This is a genomic window from Pseudomonas sp. 2024-210 (assembly GCF_045062345.1).
Classification (GTDB): Bacteria; Pseudomonadota; Gammaproteobacteria; order Pseudomonadales; family Pseudomonadaceae; genus Aquipseudomonas.
Genome location: NZ_JBJGEJ010000001.1, coordinates 526,004 through 541,684, shown reverse-complemented (window position 1 = coordinate 541,684; position 15,681 = coordinate 526,004). Strand labels below are relative to the sequence as shown.

At 55.6% G+C, this 15,681-nt stretch carries 14 protein-coding genes; 5 read left to right on the top strand and 9 right to left on the bottom strand.

Going from position 1 to position 15,681, the window contains the following annotated elements; genetic code table 11:
* Window positions 1–21: 21 nt before the first annotated feature.
* From ACI7MX_RS02565 to mksB, 6 genes are all read right to left on the bottom strand, one after another.
* Entirely contained in the window at window positions 22–3,531 is a 3,510-nt protein-coding gene (locus ACI7MX_RS02565; protein WP_405588452.1) for a transporter substrate-binding domain-containing protein, read from the bottom strand.
* A 107-nt stretch (window positions 3,532–3,638) separates the two neighbouring features.
* Window positions 3,639–4,268, bottom strand: coding sequence for a response regulator (locus tag ACI7MX_RS02560; protein ID WP_405588455.1), 630 nt, complete (start codon window positions 4,266–4,268; stop codon window positions 3,639–3,641).
* Between the two features lie 280 nt (window positions 4,269–4,548).
* Window positions 4,549–4,785, bottom strand: a complete 237-nt coding sequence (locus ACI7MX_RS02555; RefSeq protein WP_405588458.1) for a hypothetical protein — start codon at window positions 4,783–4,785, stop codon at window positions 4,549–4,551.
* A gap of 3 nt (window positions 4,786–4,788) precedes the next feature.
* Complete coding sequence (gene mksF, locus ACI7MX_RS02550; RefSeq protein ID WP_405588461.1) at window positions 4,789–7,629, bottom strand: Mks condensin complex protein MksF; 2,841 nt, start codon at window positions 7,627–7,629, stop codon at window positions 4,789–4,791.
* The gene (mksE, locus tag ACI7MX_RS02545) at window positions 7,626–8,282 is read right to left on the bottom strand and encodes an Mks condensin complex protein MksE (RefSeq protein WP_314486471.1); all 657 of its coding nucleotides are present in this window, start codon (window positions 8,280–8,282) and stop codon (window positions 7,626–7,628) included. The genes mksF and mksE overlap by 4 nt, the downstream gene beginning before the upstream one ends.
* Entirely contained in the window at window positions 8,272–9,549 is a 1,278-nt protein-coding gene (gene mksB, locus ACI7MX_RS02540) for an Mks condensin complex protein MksB (RefSeq protein WP_314486469.1), read from the bottom strand. Before mksB ends, mksE begins: the two co-directional genes overlap by 11 nt.
* A gap of 178 nt (window positions 9,550–9,727) precedes the next feature.
* Between mksB and ACI7MX_RS02535 the strand changes: the two genes are divergently transcribed.
* Both ACI7MX_RS02535 and rimI read left to right on the top strand, forming a co-directional pair.
* Window positions 9,728–10,504: an energy transducer TonB gene (locus ACI7MX_RS02535; RefSeq protein WP_314486468.1), complete on the top strand. Its 777-nt coding sequence runs from the start codon at window positions 9,728–9,730 to the stop codon at window positions 10,502–10,504.
* A complete protein-coding gene (rimI, locus tag ACI7MX_RS02530; protein ID WP_314486466.1) occupies window positions 10,497–10,949 on the top strand; it encodes a ribosomal protein S18-alanine N-acetyltransferase in 453 nt (150 codons plus the stop codon). Before ACI7MX_RS02535 ends, rimI begins: the two co-directional genes overlap by 8 nt.
* 138 nt (window positions 10,950–11,087) lie before the next feature.
* Here the strand turns inward: rimI and ACI7MX_RS02525 are convergent, their stop codons facing one another.
* Window positions 11,088–11,498, bottom strand: coding sequence for a serine kinase/phosphatase (locus ACI7MX_RS02525; RefSeq protein WP_314486464.1), 411 nt, complete (start codon window positions 11,496–11,498; stop codon window positions 11,088–11,090).
* Window positions 11,499–11,651: 153 nt separating this feature from the next.
* Between ACI7MX_RS02525 and can the strand changes: the two genes are divergently transcribed.
* Window positions 11,652–12,296 carry a carbonate dehydratase gene (can, locus tag ACI7MX_RS02520; RefSeq protein WP_314486463.1) on the top strand — a complete coding sequence of 215 codons (645 nt, stop codon included), beginning with the start codon at window positions 11,652–11,654 and terminating at the stop codon, window positions 12,294–12,296.
* Window positions 12,297–12,404: 108 nt separating this feature from the next.
* Here the strand turns inward: can and ACI7MX_RS02515 are convergent, their stop codons facing one another.
* On the bottom strand, window positions 12,405–13,823 hold the full coding sequence (locus tag ACI7MX_RS02515) for a TIGR00366 family protein (RefSeq protein ID WP_314486461.1): 1,419 nt from the start codon (window positions 13,821–13,823) through the stop codon (window positions 12,405–12,407).
* 187 nt (window positions 13,824–14,010) lie between these two features.
* On the opposite strand from ACI7MX_RS02515, the gene ACI7MX_RS02510 reads away from it, so the two are divergent.
* The gene (locus ACI7MX_RS02510) at window positions 14,011–14,178 is read left to right on the top strand and encodes a metallothionein (protein ID WP_314486460.1); all 168 of its coding nucleotides are present in this window, start codon (window positions 14,011–14,013) and stop codon (window positions 14,176–14,178) included.
* Between the two features lie 52 nt (window positions 14,179–14,230).
* Here the strand turns inward: ACI7MX_RS02510 and ACI7MX_RS02505 are convergent, their stop codons facing one another.
* The gene (locus ACI7MX_RS02505) at window positions 14,231–14,461 is read right to left on the bottom strand and encodes a DUF6555 family protein (protein WP_314486458.1); all 231 of its coding nucleotides are present in this window, start codon (window positions 14,459–14,461) and stop codon (window positions 14,231–14,233) included.
* Between the two features lie 331 nt (window positions 14,462–14,792).
* Here ACI7MX_RS02505 and ACI7MX_RS02500 point away from each other — a divergent pair, with 331 nt between their 5' ends.
* On the top strand, window positions 14,793–15,677 hold the full coding sequence (locus ACI7MX_RS02500; RefSeq protein ID WP_405588469.1) for a Dyp-type peroxidase: 885 nt from the start codon (window positions 14,793–14,795) through the stop codon (window positions 15,675–15,677).
* Window positions 15,678–15,681: the final 4 nt, after the last annotated feature.

Sequence of the window (15,681 nt, the reverse complement as noted above, 5' to 3'; positions counted from 1 at the left end):
TCAGCTTGTCTGTAACGGCCTTCATACTCGATACACTTCTATCAGCTCCAGCACCTGCGCCATTGCTTCGTACTGCTCATCTACGCGTTGCGCCAGCTGGCTCCATTCTGGAGCCAAACACGATTGCTCCAGTTGCTCGCAGCACATGACCAATTGATTGGCCTTGACCATCCGTGCGCCACTTTTAACCTTGTGGGCAACATCGCTCATGCCCGGCAAATCATGTTTGGTAAAGGCCTTGAGCAGAGCCGACATATCTTCCTCCAGGCTGCTGATCAAAGGCTCCAGCAAGTGCTTAAGGGCATGCGCATCACCATTGGCAAGGCGCTCAAGCGCTTCGAGGTCGATCAGCTTATTTGCCGTGCAGGCGGGTTTATCGTCACTGACATCAATCGGAATGAGGTCAGCGCAGGCTAACCGGGCTTCAAGATTTTGGAGGCTGATGGGTTTAAACAAACAATCATTCATCCCGGCGGCCAGGCATCGTTCTGTTTCACCGGTTTGGGCATTGGCCGTGAAGCCGACGATCAAGATGGGGGGCAAGTTGTGAGCCGCCTCTTCGGCACGAATGCATTGCGTCAATTCGTAGCCATCCATGACGGGCATTGCGCAGTCGGTCATGATCAGATCAAAGGGCTGCGTTCTCCAGGCTTTGAGACCTTGGGCCCCTTCCTTTGCTTCAACGGCGCAGTGGCCCAGGTAGTGAAGCTGTTGTGCCAACAATCTGCGGTTGGGTGGGTAATCGTCGACCACCAATATCCTCAAGGGGCGCAGGTGGCGAACAGGTTCGTCAGCGGCCTCCAGGTCGGGTGTTTTTGACAGTACGGTGACAATCTCCAGGCTGAGCTTTATTTGCGTACCTTTGCCCAAGGTACTCGTCAGCGTCAGTTCGCCTCCCATCATTTCGCAGAGCTGACGAGAGATCATCAATCCCAGTCCAGAACCTCCTGGGGGCTGATGCCGATGGTTGACCTGAGCGAAAGGGCGGAAAAGCCGTAACTGGTCATCCGCGCCAATTCCTACCCCTGAGTCCTCAACCTGTACACAGACCTTTAGTCTCTCTCGATCCTCACCCTCTTGTGTTCGAACACTCAGGCGAACTTGCCCGCGGTCAGTAAACTTGATGGCGTTACTCAACAAGTTGGACAAGATTTGCCTGAAGCGCAAAGGGTCAATCAGCACATCTGTATTTATTTTAGGGTCCAGCTCAAAGCTCATGAGCAACCCTTTTTGTTGAGCCATGGCTTCGAATACCCGGGCAGTCGATTGCACCAGCGTCATCAAATGAGTGCGCTGTTGATTGAGTGACATATTCCCTGACTCAATCTGAGCAACATCCAGGATGTCGCCTATCAGTTCAAGCAGGCCGTGGGCCGCTTGAGACGCAACGCCGATAGACGCGCTGTCGGCGACCCCTTGCTCGGCCTTTTTCATGGCCAGTTCCAGCATCCCGATAACCGCGTTCATGGGCGTGCGGATTTCATGGCTCATCGTGGTCAAAAAATCGCTTTTTGCCCGATTGGCCTGATCGGCTTGTTCCTTTGCATCCTGAAGTTGCACCACTAATTGCTGGCGCTCGCTGATATCAATCCAGCCGCCAATAATGCCGACCACCCTGTCGTCACTGGCGTGGTAGGGCAGTACCCAGTGATAGATGGTCAGTGCTGCGCCGTCTTTTAGCTTGAGTATCTGGTCACGCATCAAGGGTTTCCCCTCTCTCATCACTTTCTGATAATCGGCGTGAAACTCCACATGCTGTTGGCCCGGATTGAAAGGCAGCTCAAGTAATGTCCTGCCGATCAACTCTTCATGGCGCAACCCCATGGTATTCAAATACCCCTCATTGCAAATTAACAGGCGCCCGTCTTTATCTCGCACGTAAATAGGGTGTGGGGTGCCATCAATCAGTGCACGCATAAATGCCAGTTGGTCGTTGAGCGCGCGCTCTGCACGGCTACGAGTCCGGATTAGCCGGCGCAGATACACAATCCACACAATGGCGATCAGAATGACCCCTGCTGCCGTCGCGGTAATCTTTATTATCGAGGCGTAGTGGGTTTTAGAGGCGAAGTTGTCGAGCACCAAAGCACTGCGCCAACGATGAGTAATCGAGTCCATTTCATCGGGAGAGATTCGAGCCAGTGATTTGCTCAGAATGGAGTACAAGCTGTTCAGGTTTTTATCCACAGCCATGGAAAATTGGGCGGGGATAGTGCCCACGGTGCTGCTGATCTGTAATTGGTTCGCGTATTTTTGTTTAATCAGATAACGAGCACTGATCAGGGTGGTGATGGCCGCCTCGACTTTTCCTTGGGCCAACAGGTCGAGCAATTGCGCAGAATTTTCAGCGTATACAAATTTCACCTCGGGATGATGCTCTGCGAGGAATGTTGCCATGCTGCCATCAGGAATCACTGAGACGCGCTTGCCTTTGAGTTGATCCAGTGTGGCTCCCACATGCCGCTGTCGTCGTGTAACCAGCACATGGGGGGTTGAAAGGTAGGGTTTGGTGAAGCGCAAATGATTGAGGCGGCCAATGCTGGGGGTTATGGCCGCAATCAAATCAGCTTTACCTTCGGTCACCGAGGTGACCAACGTGCTCACTGACGGCACGGGAATGACTTCAAATTTCAAACCTGTATTGATACTGATGCGTTCGAGCAGGTCTGCCGTTAACCCATTGAAACTCCCTTGCTCATCGAAAAAAGCAAAAGGCAGAAAGTCATCGGTAACGGCAACTTTCAACTTAGGGTTGTTCTCGATCCAGCGTTGCTCGGCTTCAGTGAATTCCAGCGTTTGCACCTGTGTATCCGGGATGACGTTCACGCCCCAGCGGCTGAGAATGGCATTGGCTTCACTCTCTGGAATCAGCGCCAGTGACGAATTGATCAACTCCAATAACGGGTTATTGCTCTTAAGCACTGCAAAATGAAAACCCTGTGTATCCAGATTGACCAACTCTTTGAAATACACGGTATTGAGGTAGTTTTTATTGATCAGATGATGAGTACTGATCATGTCCCCCAAGTACGCGTCAGCCTGACCAAATGTCACAGCGCTGAGCGCCCCTAACGTCGATTCATACAATTGCAACTGCGCGTTGGGATAGAGTTTTTTTACCCGGTCGACGGGTTGATAGTGATACAGCATGGCCAGGCGTCCCCCCTCGGGGCCGCTGATATCGGGTTTGTCTATACGTCTGACCAGCAGGGGGGTATCAATCACATAACTGCTACTGAACGCTAATTGCGGCGCATCTTGTTCATAGGCATTGGAGGTAGCGAGTAAATCGATCTCGCCCTTCTTGAGTGCCTCTATTGCTTCTGTGCGTGTGGGGTAACGGTTCACATGAATGTCGATCTTCAGCAATTGGCTGAGCAACCCCGCATAGTCGGCGCTGATGCCTTCGTAGTAATCGCTGCCCGTAGAAATATCAAAGGGGGCGTAATCCGGGGCCGATGTGCCCAGCACCAACGCCCCCTTGTTTTTGAGCCATTGTGTTTCGATATGGCTTGGGATCAGGTTGTACAAACCTGCTTGCGAGCGCCCCAGCAGATTTAAACTGACCGGTTTTGCTGATACCCACGTCGCAGAGCAGAATAATAAAGTTGTCACCACGACCGACAGTGACACCGGCCTCATGCGATTAAATTATTTCGTTTGGCAAACTCGGCCAAGTAGACCACTGACTTGATATTAAGCTTGGCCATGACACGAATCTTATACGTGCTGATGGTCTTTTCGCTCAATAACATGATTTGGGATATTTGCTTGTTGGACATGCCTGACACTAAATACTGGAGTGTATGTAACTCGCGATCTGACAGCGTTTTAAGCAGCTCAACGTCATTCAAGTTCTCGCTCTCTTGGTGTGGCAGGTTTACATCAACGTTGCTCAAATACGTCTGGCCACTCATGACCTGACTGATGGCTTTGCTCAAGGCGTCTACGTCTTCAGTCTTTTCAATAAATCCAATGGCCCCAGCCCTCATGCAGCGATCTGCAAAGTAGGGGGCGCCTTTGGAGGTCAATACCAGAACTTTGATGGGTAATCCGAGAATATGCAGCCGCTTGAGAACCTCAAGACCATCCAGTTTTGGCATGGAGAGATCCAAAATAATCAGGTGGGGTAAATGGAAGCGCGCCAAGTCCAGAGCGGTAGCGCCATTGTCGGTTTCAGCGGCAACTTGGAAGTTTGACTGTTCCAGTACCGTTCTGACGATCCTACGAATAAAAGGATGGTCATCAACAATAAGGGCTTTTCTCATGATTATTCCTACAACGTTTTGCGTGTGTTTTGCAGGCGGCCGAATGTTCCATAAGTGCGTATGAGTGTTGTTTTATTTCATCTTGTGTCAATTCATCTGTCTATAAAGTGCTTAGTTTTGCAATAAGTCAACACATTAACTTCTTTGGTTTACTGCCTTCTAGTGATGCAGTTTTTTTAAGTCCATGAATAAGCGCCCTTGCGTAATGCATATGACATGGGGGCAGGGGGTGTATGCAGCTATATCGCTCTCTTGAGCGGGAGGGTAAGTGCCATGGCTCTTAAAATGGACGGATTTCAGCACCCGCTTTGTAGCAAGAATGCCGCGTTCCTAGACATTTTGAAGTAAGAATTTTCTGATATTTTGAAAGTTCTTGAATGCGCCCATCAGGATTGCCACAAGCGTGAAGCTTGATGGGGGAGTAAAGCGAGCCGCACGCGGTATAGGGCGCAGCCTGTAATGTTTCAGCGTATGAAAAAGCCGCGATCAAGAATCGCGGCTTTTTCATGGCATGCATGGGTCACGCTTGATCGAGCTGGGGCTGCTCCTGCGTCTCAGGGGTTACGGCTTTCGGCTCGTCATGACGACGAATGTACTTCCAGTCATCTTCATCGATATAAATCCCGTTGGGGCCACTGCCACCTTCAAGGTCGATTGCAACATGGGCGCAGACCTGTGGTTTTACGCTGGCCAGAATCGGCACAAAGCCCAACTGCAAACTGGTTTCGAGCAAAGCAGTCTGGTTTTTCTCGTCAATGTCGGCGGCTTCGTCCAGGTAGTAGGGTAAGCGGATACGACCCGCCTGTTCGCGATCCATCAAGTGCAGCAACAAATACATGTTGGTCAGCGCCTTGATGGTCATGGTGGTGCCGTTGGACGCTGCGCCATCGATATCGGTATGGATCACGGGCTGGCCGTTGACCTTGGTGATCTCGAAAGCCAGCTCAAACAAGTCCTTAAGGCCCAACTGGTTGTGATTGGCGGCCACCAGTCGTGCGAGATACTCCTTGGCTTCTTCGTTTTTGTTGTCCTGTTCAGCGCTTTGGCTGAGGTCAAACACTGACAGTGTTTCGCCTTCTTCGTACTGGCCGGCACTGTGGATAATTTGATCGATGTGCTTGAGCGCCTCTTTGTTGGGCGCCAGTACGATGCGGAAACTTTGCAGGTTGGACACTTGCCGCTTGTTGATTTCGCGGTTGAACAACGCCAGTTGGTGCTCAAGGCTGTCGTAGTCACTGCGAATATTGCGCAGGGTACGGGCGATATCCGTGACGGCCGCGCGACGGGCCTTGCCCAGCGTCAGTGCTTCTTCGGTACGGTGGGCATACGCGTTGATCAGCAGTTGCAGACGGCGCTCCATGTCGTCTTCGCTGTCGAACTTGGCCACGCCCTTCAAGCGCACCTGCGCATACAAGGCCTCAATCTGGCCGTCGCTGCGCAGCAAGCCTTGCCAGCTGTCCTGATAATCATTGAGCAGCGCCAGCAGGTTGTCCATGGAGTCGTCGACTGGGTCCATGAACGGCGTGCCGAACGGCAGATCGGCGGGCAGCAGTTGGCGACGGCGCAAGCTGTCATCCAGCGTGCGTTGTTTGGCTTCCATGTCGCCAATCTGACGGCCGACCAATTGCAATTTGGCCGACAATTGTTGAACGCGCTCAGTGAAGGCATCGCTGGAACGTTTCAGTTCATCTTGCGTCGCTTCGGCCTGAGCCAGTTGCTCAAGTTTTTCGCCTTCTTCAGCGCTTAACGTCTGGCTGCGGCGGAAGTCTTCCAGTGCTTTTTGTGCGTCTAGCACCTGCTGATACAACGACTCGGCTTCGCTTTTACTGGCCACACGATCAGACGTCACCGCCTGCTGGGTTTTCAGTTGCTTGAGTTCTTTGTCCAGACGCTCTTTCTGTTCGCGCAACGCGGCGCGGTCAGCGAGGGCTTGCAGGGCAGGTGGTTCGATGTGGCTGAGATCGATAGACAATCCCGGCGCCTCAAAGCGCTCGCCCTTGAAGCCGTCGAGGATGATTTCCAGCGACTTTACCCATGCGTCGCTGTCGTCCAGGGCAATTCCGTGCTCACCCAACGGCAAGCTGAACAGGGCGCTGTTGAACAGGCGCATCAGGCGCTCGACATCCTGCTGCGAAAACTCTTCGCGCAGGCGGGCGTAGCTGTTGTTGTCGGCGTGATCAAGTTGTTGCTTCACCGACTTCAGGCGTTTTTCCAGATCACGCACCCGCTCGTCGAGGTCTTCGGCGCTGAATTGACGCGACTGTGCCAAGGCGCCAGCCAGTTCGTCGTGGGCATCTTTGGCCGCGAGCAATTGCTGCTCCAGGACTTTTACATCGTCGACCAGCGCGAAACGGTGCTTAAGCACCGACAACTCGCCCAGCCAGCGTTGAATGCCCGCGATTTCCCGCTCAAGGCGCATCAGCTCTTGAGTGCTGCTGCGCTGATCGTTTTGCAGGGCATCTTGCTCATTGCGGTAATGCTCGGACTGAATCAGCAGTTCTTCCTTTCGCGCGCCGGCGTAATCCTGCCAAGTGCCCAGCAACGAATCCAACAAGGGAGACAGGCGATGCAGCTTGCCGCGCAGCACATCACGCTGGCGCACGCCAGCGGCCAAGGCTTCAACTAACGGGCCAGCCCCCACCAGCGCGTTGTAGTCTTGCTCCATGCGTCGCACATCGCGGAAGGCTTCCTCACACGCGGCGATATAGTCCACGCTGCCAGAGCGCAAGCTGTGTTCAAACGCATCCAGAAACAATTGCTTGAGCTTAGCCGCGGTGATTTCGCGCATGTGCAGCAGGTTGATAAACAACGCGCGGAACGTCTTCAAGCTTTGCTCGCTGGTGGAGCGCAGAGGAATCAGGGTCAGGTCGAGCGGGATTGAGGTGTGCCCGCCGACCAGCAAGCGCCGCAGCTCGTCGGGTTTGAGCTCGTAAGCTTTAATGCCGTTGCGCTCAAGGTTGGTGAACAGCTCTTTCTGACGCAGGCACGTGTCATCTTTCTGGTAATGGGCTAAATCAAGTTTGCCCGCGTAGGCGAAAAACTGGTGCCCAAAGCCGCCGCCAGGGCCACGCCCGACCACGCCGATCACATGGGGACCGTGGGGCAGGGATACTTCGACGAGGATGTAACTGGTGTCGGAGGCGAAGTAAAAGCGCCGTGACTGTTCCAGGGTGTATTTGCCGAAGCTCATGTCTGACATGCGCGCCAGAATCGGGAACTGCAAGGCGTTAATGGAGGCTGATTTACCCAGGTTATTGGCGCCGTATACCGACAACGGGTGTTCCAGCGGGAATAAACCCAGGCTGTAACCGGCGGTGTTCAATAAGGCAAAGCGGCGAATACCGTAGCGTTCCTGGCTCATGCGTCCATCTCCTCTTGCTCGGCTGCGATGGCGCGGGCCAATGCGGCTTCTTCGTCTTCATCTGCGGCGTCATCGTCGATCAACACCGGCGTCGGTAGCGGCAAAATGCTGTGCAGGCTGGCGGCCAGATCACGGTCTTGCTGCACCGACAGGCAGACATCGAGGAAGCGGTGCATCGGCGGCAGAAAGCGGTAGATGCCGTTTTCTTCGCTGGCGAAGCCGAGTTGGGTCATGCGGCGCATGATTTTTTCTTCCAGCTCGTCCTGAGTGGTGACTTCAGCCTGCACGAACAGGTCTCGGTATTTTTCCAGCAGCGCGGGCAGTTCGTCACGGCCCAGGCTGCCGCCATCGAGCACGGCAATCGGGTCGCGGCCCTGATCGGCCAGATGCTCAACGATGATGAAGGTGAACAGCGCCAGACGTTGCGCGGTCTTGTTGACCTGTGCGGTGGCGGTGTCAGGCACGAAGTAATAGAAGCCGCGGGTATCACAGACCAATTCAAAACCCAGCGCCTTGAACAAGGCACGGTATTGATCCTGAAAATTCGACAGTTGTGCGTACAGCTCCGGGTCGCGACGACTGACGTGGTAACCCTTGAACAATTCACGAAAAATCGGCGCCAGGTGGGACAGTTCAGACAGATCAAGATGCATGGACAGGGCTCGCAGTAGGATCGGACGCGTCTTCGCGGCGTGAAAGCAGGGCGAAGGAGCGCAGGCTGACCCGATGTTCGTGGGTGTCATAGTCGCGGCGCTCAAGGCGTTCGCGCACGAAGCGTTTTTCTCGCGACAGGCGCGAGAACCAATAGAGCAATTCGTCGGTGTCGCCGTCGGGTTCCTGAGTCAGCAACCAGCCCATCAAGTCCGGCATGGGCAGGGCATCGCTGCAACGGTCGAGCATTTCCTTGACCGTGCGCGGGGCCTTGGGCGCTTCGCCTTTCTGGGTTTTGTGGGCCTTGGGGAAGCGTGCTGGCTTGGGCTCGAAGCGTGCCAGCGCGTACACATAGGCTTCGACCTGGCTGGCGCTGCCCAAAAAAGTGCTTTGCGGGCGGGTAAACATGGGCATGGCGGCTTGGGGCACGGCATCCAGTCCTTTGCGTCGGATCGCCGCCAGTGCCAGTGCTGCGCCGCGAGTAACGGCGTTGTGTCGGCGGGCTTCTTCGCGCAACGGCAGCAACAGTTCGCGGGCATGACGCAAGGTCAATTGGGCGCTGGTTTGCATTTCGAGGATGCGTGCGTGGGTGCGCAGCAGCATGTCGTCGTCCACCAGATGGCCCAGACGTTGCTGCTCGCTGAGCATGCGCAACAGCACGTTTTCGACCTTGCGCACCCCTTGTTCGAAGGCGCCGTCGGCGTTGACCAACTGGATCATCGGTTCGACGTATTCATCCCAGGTGGCTAGCACTTCGGCATAGCGCTGGCGCAAAGGGATCTGCCGGTCGCTGGTCTTGGCCCGTTCAGCCACGGCGACCAGCGCCTGTTCATCGTTTGCGAGTTTCTTCAAAACATCGCGTACGCGCATATCCAACAAACGCAGCTGGCGCGCCAGGTCGTTGCCGTCACGGATATCGAACGCGTCCTGGATATAACCGGCCAAGCGCTCCAGATGACGCAGGTAGGCTTCAATCTCCAGACACAGGCCCAGACGGTGTTCGCGGCGCAGGTAGGCCAGAAAATCATGAATTTGCGCATTCAGCTCGAAGCGGTTCGGGCTTTTCGCGACCGGCACCAGAATGTCCAGGCGGATCCAGGTGTCGAGCACATGGGTGATGTCCTGCGGTGTGCTGTCCAGCTGATGGGCGGCCAGTTGCAGGCGCAGCTCGCTGAGGCTCAGCGTGCCTTGGTCGAAGTGTTCGCACAAAGGCTCTAGCAGGGCCCAGTGTTCGGCGAGGGCACGTAAAACGCGCTTGGGTTCGATCATGGGAAGGCCGGTCGATTGGCAATGAAAGGCAGCGATTGTACTGCAACGCAGGGTTGAGTCATCCCTTGGCGATCAGAGGCCTGAGCAGTCAATTAACCGTTTGACCATCAACTGCGGGCGAGAAGGGCAGAAGGGCGGTAGAATCGCGGCTCTTTAGTTATCCACAGATGGCCGACCCTTGTTGAATGAGTCCCGCCGCCGCGCCTACTTGACTGCCATGCAAGTGGTCAGTTGGTTACCGCGCACTGAATTGCCGTTCGCCGCGCCGTCGCGGCCTGAACTGCTGGAGCTCCCTGAACTGCCTGCCGCGCCAGTGGTTGCTGCGCCTGTGGTCAGGCCGGTGATTGCGCAGGCTAAACCGGCCGAGCGCCCTAAAATCGAAGTCCCACGGCCTTCGGTGACGCCGCGAGTGGCGAGCAAGCCGGTGGCTGAAGCTCAGGCGGTGCCAGAGGTGGCCAAGGTGGTTCAAGTGCCACCGCCCCGTTTTGCCTTGCAACTCCTGCGTGCCGGACGTTGTTTGATCCTAGTGGAGTTACCCACAGGCAGCGGCTTCCAGAGCCGTGATCCGGCCTATTTGTTATTGAAAGACATGTTGCGCGCTGCGGGCTTGCCCGACAGCCCGCAGATCATTGGCGAGCCGATACGCTGGCCATTGTTGCGTCGTGGCAATGTTGATCAGGGGCCGGACGCGGCACGCGAGTTTGTGCAGGGCTTTTTAATGGCGCGTCTCGAAGAGACTGAATGCGCCTGTGTCTGGTTGATCGGCTTGCCCGCTGTGCGCTTTGCTGGCCAAGAGAATGCTGAGGCCTTCAATCGCGAGCTTGAAATCGAAGGGCTGGGCTGCGCATGGGCGCTGCCGGGTCTGGAATTGTTAATGGAAGAGCCACACCGCAAAGCCGATGTGTGGCAAGCCATGCGCCGGCTGATGGCGCGCTGGAAACCTAGCAATGAGTGATGCTGTAACTTTTCGTCCGATGACTGAAGCGGATCTCGATGCCGTTTTGAAAATTGAATACGCGGCTTTCAGTCATCCGTGGACGCGCGGGATTTTTCTCGACGGTTTGGGCAAGTATCAGATTTGGTTGATGTTTGAAGGTGAACAGCAAGTGGGTCATGGTGTGGTGCAAATCATTCTGGATGAAGCTCACTTGCTGAACATCACGGTCAAGCCGGAAAGCCAGGGCCGTGGTCTGGGGTTGAAGTTGCTTGAGCACTTGATGTCGATTGCTTATGACAACAATGCCCGAGAGTGCTTCCTTGAACTGCGCGACAGCAATACCGCCGCGTTCAAGTTGTACGAGCGTTATGGTTTCAATGAAATTGGCCGTCGTCGCGATTACTACCCGGCGGTGGGTGGGCGTGAGGATGCTGTTGTGATGGCGTGTACGCTGGTGGATTGATGTTGGCCGCTGCCCTCACCCCAGCCCTCTCCCAGAGGGAGAGGGCGCTTGATCGATGGCGTATAGAAAATATGCTTTTGCTTTTGCTTTTAGTCCCCTCTCCCTCCGGGAGAGGGTTAGGGTGAGGGGCTTTTGTTTCTAGCGCTTGCGCCCCACCGGATCAACTTCCGCCAATTCCGCTTCATCCAGCCCTTTACCGGCGCCTATTTCATTTTCATCCACCACGCTCAGCTCCCAGTCAGCGGCTTCGTCGTCGCCTTCAGCGGCTTCTTTGGCATCACGGGCGCCGTCTTCGGGGATTAGCATCTCCGGCTCCAGGTCATCGTCGTTGACGTCTTCACCCGGCATGGCAGCACCGCTCAGGCCGGCTCTGCGCGCGGGCTGGCCCGCCATATGACGGTTGCGCTCTTCATCGGTAAACAAGTCGCTGATGGGCTCGTGGGTCTCGTCATCATCAAAGTCGAGTGGCTCGACCGGGCCCATTTCATCTTCGATATCATCAATGGGTGCAGGTTGCGGTGCTCCGAACGGGCGACGTGAAACTGTCATGTCAAATGCTCCTGAAGTGAAATCTCATTAGGGTGGACTATAGCTACGCTACAAAATTCCACCCGGTGCATGACTCGATTTACCCTGTGACTGCGTGACCTCTGTTGCCGGTAAGCTGTCCTAACTGCGCATCAACTCTTGAGGCCTGACCTGATGAATGAATTACAAGATCTGATTGATAACAACGAGCGCTGGGCCGATGCGATCAAGCAGAAAGATCCCGATTTCTTCGCAAAACTGGCGCGCCAGCAAACGCCGGACTACCTCTGGATTGGTTGCTCGGATGCCCGTGTACCCGCCAACGAGATCGTGGGCATGCTGCCCGGCGACCTGTTCGTGCACCGCAATGTCGCCAACGTGGTGCTGCACACCGACCTCAACTGCCTGTCAGTGATCCAGTACGCGGTGGATGTATTGAAGGTCAAACATATTCTGGTCACCGGCCACTACGGCTGCGGCGGGGTACGGGCGTCGATGAAAGACCAGCAAATGGGCCTGATTGACGGCTGGCTGCGCTCGATCCGCGACCTGTATTACGAAAACCGCGAAGTGCTGGCGCTGTTGCCGACAGAAGAAGAGCGTGTCGATCGCTTGTGTGAACTCAATGTGATTCAGCAAGTGGCTAATGTCGGTCATACCAACATTGTGCAAAACGCCTGGCATCGTGGGCAGAGCCTGTCGGTACATGGCTGTATTTACGGGATCAAGGACGGTCGCTGGAAAAGCCTGAACACGACCATCAGCGGTTTGGATCAGCTGCCACCGCAGTATCGTTTGCGTCCGGTGGGGGCTGTTTAGCAGCTCACCCTCTCCCGGAGGGAGAGGGTGTTAATGACGGTGTAGCGCAGATCTGCATTGGCTTTTAGTCCCCTCTCCCTCTGGGAGAGGGCTAGGGTGAGGGGCTTTTTACGGCATCACCGGCGGCACATAAGCCAGTGTCGTGCCCAACGCCCACAGCAAAAACAGCACCAGCGGCGTGTGCACCAGCAATTGCACAAACGAAAATCCGATCAAGTCTCGCGCCTTCAGTCCCAGCACGCCCAGCAGCGGCAGCATATAAAACGGGTTGATCAGGTTTGGCAACGCCTCGGCGGCGTTGTAAATCTGGACCGCCCAGCCCAGGTGGTATTCCAGATCATTGGCCACTTGCATGACGTACGGCGCTTCAATAATCCATTTGCCGCCACCCGACGGGATAAAAAACCCCAGGATCGCTGAATACACGCCCATCAACAACGCGTAGGTATCGTGGGATGCAATCTGTACAAAAAATGTCGAAATGTGATGCGCCAGGGTTTGCCCATCCGCGCCTTTGACCACGGTCATCAAGGCTGCAATCGAACCGTAGAGCGGGAACTGGATCATCACCCCGGTGGTGGTCGGTACGGCGCTGGCCACGGCATTCAGAAAACTGCGAGGTCGCCAGTGAAGCAGCGCGCCCAGCATCAAAAATAAAAAATTGTAGGTATTGAGACCCGAAATGGCACTAATGGCCGGCTTGGTCGAAAACTCATGAAACAACCAACCGGCGGCCAGTAACACCAGCAAAATGGTCAACAAGGGGCTGTATTCCAGCCACTCCCCGGGGCGCGTGCGGGGTGGCAATTTCGGCAGGCTGAAACTGGGGTCAATACCGCAAGCCGCTGCATCACGGGCCGAATCCGGGCCGGGCGCCGTTGCATAGGCGACGATCAGCGAAACTACAACCAAGGCCGCCAGTAATACACCGGACTGCCAGAGAAAGATGGTTTCAGTGAAGGGGATCACGCCGGTAATCGCCAGAATCGACGGCGGCAGGCTGGCCGGGTTAGCTTGCAATTGCGCCGCGGAAGACGATAAGCCCAACGCCCAAACCGCCCCCAGTCCCAAATAAGCGGCGGCTCCGGCGGCGCGATAATCCATGCGCAAGTTCGTACGCCGGGCCAGCGCCCGCACCAGCAAACCGCCAAACACCAGAGAAAGCCCCCAGTTGAGTAATGAGGCCACCATTGAAATCAGTGCCACCCAACACACCGCCTGCCGTCCGTTTTTCGGCACGCGCGCCAGCCTGTCGATCAGTTTGACAGCGGGTGGCGAACTGGCGACGACATAGCCGCCGATGACCACAAAGGCCATTTGCATGGTGAAGGGGATCAGGCTCCAGAAACCGTCGCCGAACGCCATGGCGGCATCGGTCGGTTTGGCGCCCATTGCCAGCGTCGCCAGCGCCACCGTGATCACGGCGACGGCAGCGAAGACCCAAGAATCGGGAAACCAGCGCTCGGCCCAGTTTGAGCAGCGCAGGGCAAATCGGGCAGAACGGCTGTCTGCAATTTCAGCGGCCATCACGAAACCTCTTTTTATGATTATGGGTAGACCCGTGTCAGCGAACGCACGGGCTGGCGAGCACGTTAAATCAATTCGCAGGTATTTCCGATGGGCAGACCTTTGAACCTCCCCCAGGCAGCTACAGTCATTGCCTGTAAGCGACGCGCTTGTCGCTACGTGACGACCTGACAACAAGGAGTTCATCATGAAAGAGCAAACGTGTGATTGTCCGAACTGTAACTGCAGCGTGGGCACGAACGGCGTGGAGCACGAAGGCAAACATTATTGCTGCCAGGCCTGTGCCGACCATCACCCAAAGGGGCAGGGCTGCGCGACGTCCAGCAGTTGCAAATGCGGTGATAAAGCTCAGTGATATGAATGCAGGCTCGCGCAGTCATTGACTGCGCGATTCCCCTCCCGGGCATTCAAGCTCCGGCTGGGCGCCAGGTGACGTTGGCAATCGCCTTTTTTTCCAGCTCGGCCGGGCTGGTCAGTTTCGCCGGTTCTCGATCCGTGCGCCCGATTCGTATTAAGCCAGCGTCGCACCCGGCCCAGTGCCACGCACTGGCGGTGTCAAGGCGGGGCAAGCGAATGATGAAAGACTTGGGTTGGCCATGCAGCGTGTAGTCAATAACGTAGAGTTTTGCCGTGTTCATGATGCAGACCTGTCTCCTGTGAGCCCTTGTTGTGTTCCTGCTATTCAGTAGTGACGCTAAAAATTTGGCAAAGTGCTGCTGGAAAATCAATGACTATTTCATTGATCTTAGTGTGGTTATTAAGGTTCTATTCAAATGAATGTTTTTTTAAGGCAAAAGGGTCTGATTCGGCTTAACAATCCATCCGTTTAGCCGATGGGGGCTCGCGCTTTTTTTTCTTCTGTCATTTCGTACGGACCCTAAATGCCCAACCGGGCTTAAGAAAAATCCTCAGGCAGTGACTGAAAAAGTACGGGTAGGAGTAAACTCTGCGCTTTCCAAAGGAGTTTCTATGAGTCCCTACCAGTCGAGCATTCTTGCCCAACCGATCCCTTCGCAAGCGCGTTACATGTTTTTCTCCCTCAAGTCAGTAGAGGCGTTGCCCGCTGCACTCGACACCTTGTCGCAGTGGGTGGATGGCAAACGCGTTGTGGCAGGTCTGGGCGCGCCGCTGGTAATGGCATTGGGGGCCAAGGTTCAAGGCTTGCGGGTATTCCCGGCGCTCAACGCAATGGTGGAGAACCCCTCGACTCAGCACGCCATGTGGTTGTGGTTGCTGGGCGATGATCGCGGCGAGCTGTTGTTGCGCAGTCAGGCCATAGAGAAGGCGCTGGCGCCGGCTTTCAATGTGTTGCAAGTAACTGAAGGCTTCCGCTACGGCAGCGATCGTGACCTGACCGGCTATGAAGACGGCACTGAGAACCCGGTCGAACAGGCGGCTATCGACGCCGCCATCGTGACTAACGCCGGGGCGGGACTGGACGGTGGCAGCTTTGTTGCGATTCAGCAGTGGCAGCATGACTTGAATGGTTTTGCCGCATTGCCGTCCGTGGAGCAGGACAACATCATGGGCCGTCGCATGAGTGACAACGAAGAACTGGACGATGCGCCTGAATCGGCACACGTGAAGCGCACAGCCCAAGAAAGTTTCTCGCCTGAGGCTTTTATCGTGCGCCGCTCCATGCCGTGGACTGAAAACGGTAAGTCGGGGCTGATGTTCGTTGCCTTCGGCCGCACCCTGAATGCGTTTGAAGTGCAACTGCGCCGCATGAGCGGCATGGAAGACGGCATTATTGATGGCTTGTATCGCTACAGCCGTCCGCTCAATGGTGGTTACTACTGGTGCCCGCCACTCAAAGAAGGTCGTCTGGATTTCAGCGCGGTACAGCAGGCTTAACGGC

What these genes read in the sequence shown, in the direction of transcription:
- can (WP_314486463.1), top strand. Translation starts at nt 11,652, where the DNA reads ATGAATGAATTACAAGATCTGATTGATAACAACGAGCGCTGGGCCGAT.
- ACI7MX_RS02515 (WP_314486461.1), bottom strand. Translation starts at nt 13,823, where the DNA reads ATGGCCGCTGAAATTGCAGACAGCCGTTCTGCCCGATTTGCCCTGCGC.
- ACI7MX_RS02500 (WP_405588469.1), top strand. Translation starts at nt 14,793, where the DNA reads ATGAGTCCCTACCAGTCGAGCATTCTTGCCCAACCGATCCCTTCGCAA.
- mksF (WP_405588461.1), bottom strand. Translation starts at nt 7,629, where the DNA reads ATGAGCCAGGAACGCTACGGTATTCGCCGCTTTGCCTTATTGAACACC.
- ACI7MX_RS02555 (WP_405588458.1), bottom strand. Translation starts at nt 4,785, where the DNA reads ATGCATGCCATGAAAAAGCCGCGATTCTTGATCGCGGCTTTTTCATAC.
- mksE (WP_314486471.1), bottom strand. Translation starts at nt 8,282, where the DNA reads ATGCATCTTGATCTGTCTGAACTGTCCCACCTGGCGCCGATTTTTCGT.
- rimI (WP_314486466.1), top strand. Translation starts at nt 10,497, where the DNA reads ATGAGTGATGCTGTAACTTTTCGTCCGATGACTGAAGCGGATCTCGAT.
- ACI7MX_RS02525 (WP_314486464.1), bottom strand. Translation starts at nt 11,498, where the DNA reads ATGACAGTTTCACGTCGCCCGTTCGGAGCACCGCAACCTGCACCCATT.
- ACI7MX_RS02510 (WP_314486460.1), top strand. Translation starts at nt 14,011, where the DNA reads ATGAAAGAGCAAACGTGTGATTGTCCGAACTGTAACTGCAGCGTGGGC.
- mksB (WP_314486469.1), bottom strand. Translation starts at nt 9,549, where the DNA reads ATGATCGAACCCAAGCGCGTTTTACGTGCCCTCGCCGAACACTGGGCC.
- ACI7MX_RS02505 (WP_314486458.1), bottom strand. Translation starts at nt 14,461, where the DNA reads ATGAACACGGCAAAACTCTACGTTATTGACTACACGCTGCATGGCCAA.
- ACI7MX_RS02560 (WP_405588455.1), bottom strand. Translation starts at nt 4,268, where the DNA reads ATGAGAAAAGCCCTTATTGTTGATGACCATCCTTTTATTCGTAGGATC.